This window comes from Chryseobacterium bernardetii (assembly GCF_003815975.1).
GTDB lineage: Bacteria > Bacteroidota > Bacteroidia > Flavobacteriales > Weeksellaceae > Chryseobacterium > Chryseobacterium bernardetii.
The window spans coordinates 1,497,359-1,510,231 of the sequence record NZ_CP033932.1 but is presented as its reverse complement, the minus strand read 5'-3'; the positions used below and the strand labels follow the sequence as shown (position 1 = coordinate 1,510,231).

Below are 12,873 nucleotides of genomic sequence, written 5' to 3'. Positions count from 1 at the left end.
CTTCCACTATGAAAAAACATCTACTCTTTCTTTTGCTGGGCATTTTGCTCTGTTTTCCAGGAAAAACTTTTTCTCAAACCTATCAGCTTACCGGAAACCCCGTAAACACTACAGGTTGGGATCTTGTTTCAGATGCCATTGTAAGCGGAGATTTCATAAGGCTTACTACAGACCAAACAAGCAAGTATGGAGCAATAAAACTCTCCACACCAATTACATTAAGTTACTGTGATAAATGGAAGGTAGAATTTGATTTCAGAATAGATGGAAACGGAACAACACAGTTTGGACGAGGAGATGGCTTTACCTTCTGGTATCTCGCCAACCCTCCAACCGGATTCGTATCAGGAGGTGGTCTTGGGATTCCAGCCAATGCATCAGGACTAATGGTGGGTTTTGACATTTTTAATAATACCACGGAAGGCCAAATGAGCAAAGTACATGTCTTATATGGTACAAATAATACTGCTGGTAACAATATAGAATTTAACAACACCCCGGGAAGCACTTTTCATTCTCCAGATCTGAATCCTACCCAGCCATTTGTAGGTAATAACTTCAAGCATGTTGAAGTAAATGGAGAAACAGACCTTTCCAATCCTACCAACTGGATTATTAAAATTAAAATAGACGGAGTACTTATTGCCGATCAATCATTTGCACCATCCGGGAATGCAGTAGGAATGACACAGGGATATTTTGGTTTCTCTGCTGCAACAGGAGGAGCGAGTGCCAGGCATTCTATTCAAAATGTCAAAGTATTTGTAGATAAAGTTCCTATTCTAAACAATACCATTAAACCTTTTGTTTGCACCAACCCAGCAACCGGAAGCGGAACAGTAGATCTTACTTCATACAATACACAATTTGTAAACAATCCTGGAAACTATATTTTCACCTATTATATATTAGGGACAGCTACTCCTATTGCCAACCCTGCCAGCTTTCAATATACAGGAAACACTATCATTAAAGTAGTTGTTAAAGATCCTACATCAACGCTTTGTGATAATGGAGATGGTATTATAGAGCTGAACCCTACGCCATTTGCGGCAACAGATGCAAGCCTTACAGAATGCAATAACAATAATGGCGGAGTTGGTATTTTTGACCTCAACGCTGCAGCTGTTACCACTTTAACAGGTGTTACCAAAGAGTTCTATCCAAGTATATATGACCTTAATGCCAGCACAAACCAGATCACTACTCCTTCAGCCTATGTTTCTCCTCCCGGGACTATATATGTAAGGGTAATTACCGCACAAGGATGTATAAGTACTGCTAAAATCACATTGAATACCCATCCGGTTGTGACTGTTTATGATGTTGATATAGAATCATGTTTTATAGAAAGCAACCCATTAACAGCTTCTTTTAATCTTATTAATGCCGCCGTTGTTCCAAACCCGGCCGGGTATACAAAAAAATATTATCCATCTTTAACGGATGCTCTTAACGGTACCAACGAAATTACTACTCCAGCTTCTTATATTGCTCCTAATGGAGTAGCCTATGTTAAAGTTTTCAACACAATCGGATGCTTTTCAATCGCTAAAGTTACTTTAACAGTTAAAGCTCCCGTTCCGTCCAGAGTTTTAAAAGACAAAATTATCTGCATGGAAAGCAAAACAACATTGGATGCAGGCCCAGGATTCAAAAGCTATGAATGGAGTACCGGAGCCACAACACAATCTATTAAAGATGTTGGCGTTGGCGTTTATTGGGTAAAACTAAAAACCGGAGAATGCATTACCACTCAAAATGTAACGGTATTTCCAGCAGAAAGCCCTGTTATCTCCAGCGTAGATATTTCAGGAGGATCTGTTACTGTAAACGTAAATGGAGGAATGCCTCCTTACCGGTATTCCATGGATAATATCGTCTGGCAGGATTCTAACGTATTCACCAATATCCCAAGAGGAATTGCTAAAGTATACGTAAAAGACAATTATAATTGCGAACCAACTATCATTAACATTACAATACCTAATCTGATTAATATTATCACCCCCAATGATGATGGCATCAATGATTTTATAGACTACTCAGCATTAGCGGTCAAATCTAATTTTGACGTTAATATTTTTGACAGATATGGCATACAGGTTTTCAGGGCAGATAAAACCAACGGATACAGATGGAATGGCACAGCTAACGGCAGAAGAGTTCCTACAGGGAGTTACTGGTATTCCGTTTCATGGAATGAAAAAAATAATATGAACAGAATAACACCTATCAACTTTGCAGGCTGGATTATTGTTAAAAACAGGAATTAATCACGTTTATCATATTATATCAGAAGAGTCACCCCATTATGCGGGGTGATTTTTTGTATTAATTTAAAAGGATATATTCATTTTAAAGCCCGTTATTCATATTCAATTCTTAAATTTGTACTATGAATTATTTGGAAGCTTTAAGCAGAAGATATTCTGTAAAGAAATTTAATAATCAAATTATTCCTCAGGAAACCCTTCACAACATTCTTGAGTCAGGAAAACTGTCTGCAAGCTCTCTGGGACTTCAACCTTATAAAATTCTTGTTGTTGAAAGTGAAAAAATGAAGGAGAAATTGATTCCTGCTTTTTATAATCCATCCCAGATCTCCACATGCTCTCATCTTGTTGTAATTGTTTCAAAGAAAAATATTGAAGAAAATTATATCCAGGGATATTTTAAACATATTTCCGAGGTAAGAGAAACTCCAATTGAGCAACTTACCCCATTCAGAAACAGCATCCACCAGCATGTAAATCAAAAAACACGGGATGAAATTTTCAACTGGGCAGAAAAACAGTCATACATTGTATTAGCCAATCTGATGTATGCCGCTGCTATTGAAAATATAGACTCCTGCCCCATGGAAGGTTTCAGGCAAGACCTCATAGAAGAGATCCTGAACATCAATCCTGAAACAGAAAAAGTAACCGTAACCCTCGCTTTAGGCTACCGTTCTGAGGAAGATCACTTCCAGCACATGAAAAAAGTAAGAAAACCAAACGAAAAATTGTTTAAATTTATTTAATATTTAAATGATTGTACCTAAAGCAAGCACATGATAAAAGCGGATGTATTAGTAATCGGTTCCGGTATTTCCGGACTTTCTTATGCCATTAAAGTTTCTGAACAACTCCCTGATGCCAAAATCATCATTGTAACAAAGTCTGATGAAGACGAAAGCAATACCAAGTATGCACAGGGTGGCCTTGCTGTAGTTACTGATTTTCAGAAAGACAATTTTGAAAAACATATAGAAGACACCATGCGCGCCGGAGATGGTGAAAATAAACGCGATGTTGTAGAGATGGTAGTAAAAGAGGCCCCTGCAAGATTTAATGAAATTGTAGAATGGGGTGCCCAGTTCGATATGAAAAATGGCAAATTTGCCTTAGGAAGAGAAGGCGGCCACACCGAAAACAGAATCGTACATCATAAAGACATTACAGGTTTCGAAATTGAAAGAGCTCTGTTGCAAACAGCCAACAACAGCCCAAATATTGAAATTCTGGATCATCATTACGTAATTGATATCATCACTCAGCACCATGTTCCGGGAAAAGAACTTAATGAAGGGGACATTCATTGCTATGGTGCTTATATTCTGGATGAAAAATCCAAAACCATCAAAAAAATCACCTCGAAAATTACACTCGCTGCAACGGGAGGTGCCGGACATGTTTATAAAAACACCACCAATCCTACCATTGCAACAGGAGACGGAATTGCTTTTGTAGCCCGTGCAAAAGGAAAAGTTTCCAACATGCAGTACTACCAGTTCCATCCCACTGCCCTTTATAATAAGATTGACGGAATGCTTTTCCTGATTTCCGAAGCAGTACGGGGAGATGGCGCCAAATTAAGAACCAAAAGAGGTGAAAAATTCATGCAGAAATATGATGAGCGTGAAGAATTGGCCTCCAGAGATATTGTTGCCAGAGCTATTGATAACGAAATGAAAATTTCAGGAGATGAATATGTAGGCCTGGACTGCAAGGAAATGAATCAGGAAAAATTTCTTGAACACTTCCCGAATATCTATAAAAAATGTAAAGACGAAGGTATTGATCCATTCACTCAGTTAATTCCCGTAGTTCCTGCCTGCCACTACCTGATGGGAGGTATTGAAGTAGACAGAGATGGGCAGTCTTCCATCAGAAACCTTTTTGCAGTGGGAGAATGTACAAATTCCGGATTACATGGAGCCAACAGACTTGCTTCAAATTCTTTGTTAGAAGGACTGGTCTTCGGACACAATGCTGCCATGAAAACAGTTGCTCTTCTTAATGAAAATCTGTTCAATTTTGACGATCTGAAAGCCGTCCCGGAATGGAATGAAGAAGGAATGAAAATCATGGACGAAATGGTTATCATAAGCTATTTAAGAAAGCAGCTTCAGGAAATGATGAGCGATCTGGTAGGAATTGTAAGAAGCAACAGACGTCTGAATATGGCATTACAGAAACACCAGGAAATTGCTGCAGCTGTTGATGAAATCTATCACTATTCCATCCTTTCTCCACAATTATCAGAACTGCGAAACTTAACCACTGTTGCCCACCTCATCATTACCCAATCTATGGAAATGACAGAAAATAAAGGGGCATTTTACAATAAAGATTTAGTGTAAACTTCCTCTGATGAAGCTTAGAAACTTAAATATAACAACAGAAATAAACATTTTGTTCTATTCAAGAAAGGTCATTATTGCCTTCCTTGCATTCAGTTTTATCTTTATCCTTTCAGTATTCAGAAAAAATCTAAATGATTCTGTACAAATATCATTATTTCTTGCAGCATTTCCTTTGGCAATTGCAGCAGGATATGGTATCAATATAGGGTTAAGAAAATATTTTGTTTCAAAATCTAAATATCCTTTAGTCTTAAAAATAATATGCAATATCTTAGGAATTTCAAGGCAAAAGATTCCCTCTAAACCTATTGATATTGATATTGAAGAATTTATAAAAGACAACAATTTATCTTTAACTTATTATTATATCAATAATCCCGCGCATCCCATTTTAACTTTTAATAAAAATAAAATCCATTATTTTACACAAGAATACGACTGGGATAACTTTAAATGGGATTTCTACATAAAAAGAGAAGGAAGATTTACTAAAGAAGTATTAAAATACAGAGGAATAAACCAAGACAATACTTCTATTCAAGATTATATTGAATTTGAAAAAATAGAAGCTAAAAATCATGAGATTGTCATTCTATTTATCATACACGATTTATTATTCGGAAAAGGTTTATCCAGATATTATTAAAAAATATAACAAATGAAAAGACCAGCATACGTTACAGATAAAGCATTAAAAACATTCATAAAAACTGCCCTTGAAGAAGATATCCAGGATGGGGACCACTCTACTCTTTCTACCATTCCTGAAGAACTCCAGCAAAGTGCAAAATTATTGGTAAAACAGGATTGCATTCTTGCAGGCGTTGAGTTGGCCGAAATCATTTTTAAAACTTTTGATAAAAATCTTAAGGTGGAAACTTTCATTAAAGATGGCACCCCTTGCAAAGTAGGAGATATCGCTCTTATTGTAACAGGAAGTGCCAGATCAATACTTTCTACTGAGAGATTTGTTCTTAACTGTATGCAGAGAATGAGCGGTATTGCAACCCTTACTCATGATTGGGATTCACGATTGGTAGGAACAAAAACCAAACTTTTAGATACCAGAAAAACAACTCCTAATTTCAGAATGTGTGAAAAATGGGCAGTGGCTATTGGTGGTGGAACCAATCATAGATATGGTCTTTATGATATGATTATGCTTAAAGATAATCATATTGACTATAATGGAAGTATTACCAATGCTGTAAAAATGGCGAAAGACTACGTTAAAAAGACGAAGAAAAAATTAAAAATTGAAGTCGAAACCAGGAATCTGGAAGAAGTTCAGGAAGCCATTAACGCAAAAGTCGACCGAATTATGCTTGATAATATGGACGTTAAGACCATGAAGAAAGCTGTAAAAATGATTAACGGCTCATGTGAGTCTGAAGCATCAGGCGGAATTACCCGGGATATGCTTAAAGAAATTGCATCTACAGGAGTAACCTATATCTCTGTAGGAGCTTTAACACACTCGGCTGAGAATATAGATTTGAGTCTCAAGGCCGTGAAATAGCGTTGAATTTTTAACAAAAACACCCCCTTTTTATTAAAAACTCAATAACATGACTTTTTTCATGTAAAAAGTCGTTTTTTTCCGATAAAACTGACAATCAAACACTTAACATTATTAAGACTGATTAAAAATTAACATTGAGTTAATAATAGTTAAAATATATTTTGCGAATTTTGCAGAAAATTAAATCTAATTATTACTAACGATTATGAAATTAATCAACAAAACGATGCTAACTGCAGTAATTACTTTATCTACAGCTAGTATCTATTATGCTCAACAAACTCAGGACACAGTTAAATCTCAGTCCAAAGACATTGAAGAGGTAATCTTAAAAGGTGTTACAGATATCGCTAAAGATAGAAAAACGCCAGTAGCTGTTTCTAACATTAAAGCAGCTCAAATTCTTGAAAGACAAGGAAATCAAGAACTTGTTGAAATTTTAAATACAACACCTTCTGTATATGCAACTAAAGGTGGTGGTGGTTTCGGAGACTCTCAAATTGTAATCAGAGGATTCGAATCAAGAAACATCGCAGTAATGGTAAACGGTATGCCTGTAAATGATATGGAAGGAGGTACAGTTTACATGTCAAACTGGACAGGTTTAGCAGACGTAACAAGTACTATGCAGGTACAAAGAGGACTTGGTTCTTCTAAATTAGCTATTGCTTCTGTAGGAGGTACAATGAACTTCCTTACAAGATCTGCAGATATGAAAAAGGGAGGTATTGTTAGATTAGGAGTTGGTAACAATGATTTCTTAAAAACCTCTTTTGCCTATAATACTGGTAAATCAGAAAAAGGTTGGTCTGCTTCATTCTTAATGAGCAGACAGGCAGGAGGAACATATATTCAAAACACAGATTATGAAGCCTACGCTTACTACTTTGCATTAGGTTGGGAGCCTAACAAAAAACACAACTTCCAGTTCACTATTACAGGATCACCTCAATGGCACGATCAAAGAACTTATTCTCCTTTCATTAAAGATTACATAAACTATAATCCAGATCATGACAATACTCCTGACAGAACATACAACTCTGACTGGGGATATTACATCAATGCTGATGGATCAAGAACTGCAATTGCCAACAGAGCAAATTATTACTCTAAACCAGTAATGATGTTTAACTGGGATTGGACAATGAGTGAAAAATCTAAGTTAAGTACTGTTTTGTACATGTCTAATGGTAGAGGTGGTGGAACAGGAGATCTTGGAAGCTTCTGGAACGGAAAATTTGGAAGCAACGGAAGCCCTACTACCAATGCTATCAACTTTTACAGAAGGCCAGACGGAACTTATGACTACAACCAAATTTTTGCTTTAAATAGTGGCTTGGCAGCAGCTGGTGACCCTTATATGGTGACTAACCCTGCTAATGGAAAACAATATCAGGTAAGAGATGGTATCATCAGAAGATCAAGTATTAACTCTCACAACTGGTATGGTATCTTAGCAAACTTCCAGCACAAAATTAATGACAACTGGAACTTCTCAATCGGTACGGATGACAGATATTATTATGGTTACCACTATCAGGTAGTTTCTGATCTATACGGAGCAAAAGGATATAAAGAAATTCTAAACAAAAATGTTGCTCCTTACATACCATCAAGAGGATATGATTACAAGCAACTTGCATGGAACCCATTCGGAGGAAAAACAGCTCCTTTAAATGACCAGATCGGATACAGCAACGATGGAGAAGTTATCTGGTACAGTGCATTCGGTCAGGTTGAATATACTAAAGATAAATTATCAGCATTCCTTCAGGGATCCGTATCTAACCAAGGATATCAGAGAATTGACAACTTCGTTCAGGATGGAATAACTAAACAACAAGGACAAATTGTTAACACTAAAACAGGATTCAAGAACCTTTTCGGATATAACATTAAAGGGGGTGCTAACTATAATATTGACGATCACCACAACGTATTCGCAAATATTGGTTACTACAGCAAGCAGCCATTCATGAACTCTGTTTACCCAAGTAACTTCCAGGTTCTAAACCCAAGCTTAACTAACGAGAAAATTTTCTCAGCTGAAGTTGGATATGGTTTCAGATCTCCTAAATTCAGTGCAAACGTTAACCTTTACAGAACTGAATGGAGAGACAGATGGTTAAGAAGAACGAACCAGACATTTACATTAGCTGATAATACAACAGCAACAGGATATGCTGAAATCAGTGGTATCACCGAAATCCACCAGGGAGTTGAATTTGATGCAGTTTACAAACCAACTAACTTCTTAGAATTCCAGGGTATGTTCTCATGGGGAGACTATTACTATAAAGGAAATGCTACAGGATCTGCATTTGATGACAACAACAATCCACTTGCATTATCCGGAACTTCAACTTCAACAACACTTTACCTGGATAAAGTAAAAGTAGGAGGAACAAGTAACAACAGTATTCCTCAGCTGACAGCTTCATTAGGAGCTACTGTTAAACCGGTAAAAGATCTTAGTATCTTCGGAACATGGAGATATGTAGGAAAAGTATATTCATCTATTGATATTGCTACTTTCTCTAACCAGGCTGCACAAGACAAAGGAGTATTACAATTACCTGATTTCAACTTATTTGATTTAGGTATTTCATACAAAATCAAGTTAAAAGACGCTGCTCAGTATTTCACAATCGGAGCAAACGTTTACAACCTGTTTGATACATTCTATATTTCTGATGCTTCAACAAACGTATTTGCATCTGATGCACCTTCCAAACTGGCTGATGGGTCAAACAATACAGCTAAGAAGACGTATGAACAGTTAGGATATATGTATAAAGGTGTTGCAACAGATAACCGTGTTTTATTCGGATTCGGAAGAACTTGGGCTGCAACTCTATCATTCAACTTCTAATTATCACAATATTAGATTTTATAAATATGAATCCCGGCTTCGAGCCGGGATTTTTGTTATCTTTGTCTACAAAAAAATAGGATTATGGATTTTTACAAGATTTTACTTAGTGCCCACAAAGGATTCGGATATCTGGAATTACTTTTGGCTGCATTATTTATCATTGCACTTTTGGCTACCATGTTTGGTTTTAGTGGAAAAGTGAACAAGTTTTTAAAGAAGACTACACTTTTTACAATGATTTTCTTTCACGTTCAATTTCTAGCAGGACTTTTCTTATTATTTGTTTCACCTGGTGTGAAAGCAGCTTTGGCTTCCGGAACATTAATGAGTGATGCATATGCAAGATTCCAATATGTTGAACACCCATTTTCTATGCTTATTGCAGCAGTACTAATGACTATCGTTAACAAAAAAGTGAAGTCAAACGATACCATTTCCCTGGGAATTACCATTATGGGATTAATTGCTGTAGGTTTATTTGCATTCGCATTCCCTTGGACAAGAGTCTTTGGGGCTTAAACAGACAAAAAAATTATATGCGTTATAATTTATAAATAGTTTAATCTTAAATTTTTAATTAAATCAATGAAAGTAGCTGTAGTAGGTTCAACAGGAATGGTTGGACAAGTTATGCTTAAAGTTTTGGAGGAGAGAAACTTCCCTGTAACAGAATTAATTCCGGTAGCATCCGAAAAATCTGTAGGTAAAAAGGTGAAGTATAAACAGAAGGAATTTACGATTGTGAGCATGAAGGACGCTATAGCTGCCAAACCGGATATTGCCATCTTTTCTGCCGGAGGTTCTACTTCTCTTGAATTCGCTCCTTTATTTGCGGAAGCTGGAGTAACAGTTATTGATAACTCTTCAGCCTGGAGAATGGACCCTGATAAAAAATTAGTTGTTCCTGAAATTAATGCAGATGTATTAACTAAAGACGATAAGATCATTGCAAATCCGAACTGTTCTACCATTCAGTTGGTTATGGTCCTGGGACCTTTGAACAAAAAATATGATTTAAAAAGAGTAATTGTTTCTACTTATCAGTCTGTAACGGGAACAGGTAAGGCTGCGGTTGACCAATTGAACGGAGAAATCAGCGGGGATGATTCTACTGCGAAAGTATATCCATATCAGATCTTCAAGAATGCATTACCGCATTGTGATGTATTTGCAGATGATGACTATACTAAAGAAGAAATTAAATTGATGAAAGAACCTAAGAAAATTCTTGGTGACGATACATTCAATTTAACAGCTACTGCAGTAAGGGTACCGGTGCAGGGAGGTCACTCAGAAAGTGTAAACATCGAGTTTGAAAATGAATTTGATCTGGACGAAGTAAGAAAGATTCTATCCGAAACTCCGGGAGTAGTTGTAATGGATGATGTGAAAAACAACCAATACCCGATGCCACTTTACTCGGAAGGAAAAGACGAAGTCTTTGTAGGAAGAATCAGACGAGACCTGTCTCAGCCGAAGACGCTCAACCTTTGGATCGTAGCAGATAATCTGAGGAAAGGGGCCGCAACAAACGCTGTACAAATTGCAGAATACCTTGTAGCAAACAACTTAGTATAAACTAACAAAATAAAAAAGAGTCTCAGAATTGAGATTCTTTTTTTTATCAAACACATTTATGAATACCCATAAAGAAAAAATAGGATTTCAAAAAATCATTGCTGCATTTGGAGTTATTCTTTTTGTAGGAAAAATCATTGCATGGAAACTTACCAATTCCGATGCTGTATTCTCAGATGCTATGGAAAGCATTGTGAATGTCATCAGTGCATTTATGGGATTATACTCACTCCACCTCGCAGCAAAGCCTAAAGATGAAGATCACCCTTATGGCCATGGAAAAGTTGAATTCGTTACTTCCGGTATTGAAGGTGCTTTAATTGCCATTGCCGGTTTAATGATTATCTACGAAGGTGTCCACAGCCTTATTGTAGGAAAGACACTGAGCAAAATTGATCTGGGAATCTGGATTATCATGGCCACTGCTGTTATCAACTATCTTTTAGGCTATATCTCTATAAAGAAAGGGCAAAAAGAGAATTCGCTTGTACTTATTTCCTCCGGGAAACACCTGCAGTCTGATACCATCACAACCCTTGGAGTGGTGGCCAGTTTGGTAATTGTTTACTTCACCAAAATATATTGGCTGGATTCAGTTGTTGCTTTGATTTTTGGGCTTTATATCATATTTGTAGGTTATAAGATCGTTCGGAAATCTTTGAGTGGCATTATGGATGAACAGGATCCGGAAATACTGCATCAGGTTATCAGAATCCTTGAAGAAAACAGAGAAACAGAATGGATTGACGTTCACAATATGAAAATTCAGCAATTTGGAGCCTCGCTCCATATTGATGCCCATATCACCCTTCCCTGGTACTATGACCTTCGGGATGCCCATAATGAAATGGAAAAAGTCATCATTCTTTTAGCTAACAATATCAAAAGAAACATTGAATTCAATTTCCATATGGATGACTGTAAACCTATTTCATGCCCAATATGCCAGATTGAAAACTGCCCGGTACGCCAAAAAGAATTCGTAAAAAGAGTGAAATGGACCGCAGAAAATGTAACGAGCGTAGATAAACACACTATAGAATAAAATAAAGACTAAAGCAATTCTGGAAAGCAAAAAAAGCAAACACATTATTCAGTATTATTCGCTTCTCCAGCCTTTCCTGATTATCTTCCCTCTGTCTGTTTCCTATAATAAAACATGGGAACAATTAAAAGTATAATTAAAGGCTGTATCACAAATCTTCTCATATAAAAGGAAAAAAGATATCCTATTCCGAATTTATTCTGAATACAGAACAGATAGATAGGAAAAGCAATCGCAAAAACAATAACCATCAATAAAGCCCCCTGCATTGTCCACTGCATATTTTTAAATAATCCATGAATGATGAGACAGGAAAAAAAAAGATTAAGCACAAATCTGAACAAATGACTTCCTATTAATTTTCCCCATTCAAACGCAGGAAAACTAATATTTTTATTGGCTTCATGGAAATAACTCAAAAACGGATCATAAAATATCCTATCTTCAGCCACCCGTACTCCTATCAGGCCGAAGATTCCTAAAATAACAAGAAGCCAGCTAAGAATTTTCATGTTTTAAAGCAAAGAATTTAATCCAGATCAACCAGAGCAAAACAACACTCCCGTAAATAATTGCCGGAAAAACAAAGTCATGGAACATTTTACCATATTCCTTATGTTCCACCATTACAATATTTAGCCCTATAATCCTCAAAAGGTTCATAATATAAAGCAGAACCAGCCCTGCCAATACAAAAACAAATGTCTTGGAGCCTTTATAAAAAGCAAAAACAAAAGATACAAAAAGGATCATAACAGAAATTGCATTACACCCTTCTACCATCCTTGTTACATATTGTTTTTTTACATAAAACCATACCTGCTCGTTCCTCACATCATTGTAAAGTTGGGAAGAGTATCCTAAAACATTTTGTACAGCACTTACCTGGTTGGCAATAATTGCAGAAAAAGGATCTAAACCGGAATCCTTATTCGCATTCAGATAAAATTGATACACAAAAAGCAACACCAGATAAACAATGATGAAGCGCAGTAAAATTCCTAACACCGGCTTAAAGTCCTTTAACATACTGCAAAGATAAAAATTAGGCTGTAATAACCTGAATAAGAAGCAGGAAAGTTTCCACTATCGAGTGATAAATCGTGGATTTATTCCTCTTAAACCTTACCAATACAGCCATAAATACGAACATCATCTGCTATTTTAGCTTTCGGAACTTCCCATTCCCAGCCACCCGCTTCCATTCTAAAAACTATTCA

The 12,873-nt window shown here is 36.5% G+C and carries 11 protein-coding genes; 9 read left to right on the top strand and 2 right to left on the bottom strand.

What is annotated here, in order from left to right:
• The first annotated feature begins 8 nt into the window (after positions 1-8).
• The 9 genes from EG339_RS06985 to EG339_RS06945 all read left to right on the top strand — a co-directional run bounded on the left by EG339_RS06985 (position 9) and on the right by EG339_RS06945 (position 11,653).
• Positions 9-2,276 (top strand): T9SS type B sorting domain-containing protein, encoded by a 2,268-nt coding sequence (locus EG339_RS06985; protein ID WP_123869570.1) that lies wholly within the window; start codon positions 9-11, stop codon positions 2,274-2,276.
• Positions 2,277-2,398: 122 nt separating this feature from the next.
• The gene (locus EG339_RS06980) at positions 2,399-3,025 is read left to right on the top strand and encodes an NAD(P)H-dependent oxidoreductase (protein ID WP_123869568.1); all 627 of its coding nucleotides are present in this window, start codon (positions 2,399-2,401) and stop codon (positions 3,023-3,025) included.
• Between the two features lie 30 nt (positions 3,026-3,055).
• Positions 3,056-4,627, top strand: coding sequence for an L-aspartate oxidase (gene nadB / locus EG339_RS06975; protein WP_123869566.1), 1,572 nt, complete (start codon positions 3,056-3,058; stop codon positions 4,625-4,627).
• A gap of 10 nt (positions 4,628-4,637) precedes the next feature.
• The gene (locus EG339_RS06970; RefSeq protein WP_123869565.1) at positions 4,638-5,276 is read left to right on the top strand and encodes a hypothetical protein; all 639 of its coding nucleotides are present in this window, start codon (positions 4,638-4,640) and stop codon (positions 5,274-5,276) included.
• 12 nt (positions 5,277-5,288) lie between these two features.
• Positions 5,289-6,149: a carboxylating nicotinate-nucleotide diphosphorylase gene (gene nadC / locus EG339_RS06965; RefSeq protein ID WP_123869563.1), complete on the top strand. Its 861-nt coding sequence runs from the start codon at positions 5,289-5,291 to the stop codon at positions 6,147-6,149.
• A 208-nt stretch (positions 6,150-6,357) separates the two neighbouring features.
• Entirely contained in the window at positions 6,358-9,027 is a 2,670-nt protein-coding gene (locus tag EG339_RS06960) for a TonB-dependent receptor (protein ID WP_123869561.1), read from the top strand.
• Positions 9,028-9,111: 84 nt separating this feature from the next.
• On the top strand, positions 9,112-9,549 hold the full coding sequence (locus EG339_RS06955) for a hypothetical protein (RefSeq protein ID WP_123869559.1): 438 nt from the start codon (positions 9,112-9,114) through the stop codon (positions 9,547-9,549).
• A 66-nt stretch (positions 9,550-9,615) separates the two neighbouring features.
• Positions 9,616-10,608 carry an aspartate-semialdehyde dehydrogenase gene (locus tag EG339_RS06950; RefSeq protein ID WP_123869557.1) on the top strand — a complete coding sequence of 331 codons (993 nt, stop codon included), beginning with the start codon at positions 9,616-9,618 and terminating at the stop codon, positions 10,606-10,608.
• Positions 10,609-10,666: 58 nt separating this feature from the next.
• Positions 10,667-11,653 (top strand): cation diffusion facilitator family transporter, encoded by a 987-nt coding sequence (locus tag EG339_RS06945; protein WP_123869555.1) that lies wholly within the window; start codon positions 10,667-10,669, stop codon positions 11,651-11,653.
• An 80-nt stretch (positions 11,654-11,733) separates the two neighbouring features.
• Here EG339_RS06945 and EG339_RS06940 read toward each other — a convergent pair whose 3' ends face one another.
• A complete protein-coding gene (locus tag EG339_RS06940; protein ID WP_123869553.1) occupies positions 11,734-12,165 on the bottom strand; it encodes an exosortase F system-associated membrane protein in 432 nt (143 codons plus the stop codon).
• Positions 12,152-12,682 carry an exosortase family protein XrtF gene (gene xrtF / locus EG339_RS06935; protein ID WP_123869551.1) on the bottom strand — a complete coding sequence of 177 codons (531 nt, stop codon included), beginning with the start codon at positions 12,680-12,682 and terminating at the stop codon, positions 12,152-12,154. The genes EG339_RS06940 and xrtF overlap by 14 nt, the downstream gene beginning before the upstream one ends.
• Between the last annotated feature and the right edge of the window lie 191 nt (positions 12,683-12,873).

Bases quoted from the DNA above. Each gene is read 5' to 3' on its own strand.
- EG339_RS06945 (WP_123869555.1), top strand. From the start codon at position 10,667: ATGAATACCCATAAAGAAAAAATAGGATTTCAAAAAATCATTGCTGCA.
- EG339_RS06970 (WP_123869565.1), top strand. From the start codon at position 4,638: ATGAAGCTTAGAAACTTAAATATAACAACAGAAATAAACATTTTGTTC.
- EG339_RS06940 (WP_123869553.1), bottom strand. From the start codon at position 12,165: ATGAAAATTCTTAGCTGGCTTCTTGTTATTTTAGGAATCTTCGGCCTG.
- EG339_RS06980 (WP_123869568.1), top strand. From the start codon at position 2,399: ATGAATTATTTGGAAGCTTTAAGCAGAAGATATTCTGTAAAGAAATTT.
- EG339_RS06950 (WP_123869557.1), top strand. From the start codon at position 9,616: ATGAAAGTAGCTGTAGTAGGTTCAACAGGAATGGTTGGACAAGTTATG.
- nadB (WP_123869566.1), top strand. From the start codon at position 3,056: ATGATAAAAGCGGATGTATTAGTAATCGGTTCCGGTATTTCCGGACTT.
- nadC (WP_123869563.1), top strand. From the start codon at position 5,289: ATGAAAAGACCAGCATACGTTACAGATAAAGCATTAAAAACATTCATA.
- EG339_RS06960 (WP_123869561.1), top strand. From the start codon at position 6,358: ATGAAATTAATCAACAAAACGATGCTAACTGCAGTAATTACTTTATCT.
- xrtF (WP_123869551.1), bottom strand. From the start codon at position 12,682: ATGTTAAAGGACTTTAAGCCGGTGTTAGGAATTTTACTGCGCTTCATC.
- EG339_RS06955 (WP_123869559.1), top strand. From the start codon at position 9,112: ATGGATTTTTACAAGATTTTACTTAGTGCCCACAAAGGATTCGGATAT.
- EG339_RS06985 (WP_123869570.1), top strand. From the start codon at position 9: ATGAAAAAACATCTACTCTTTCTTTTGCTGGGCATTTTGCTCTGTTTT.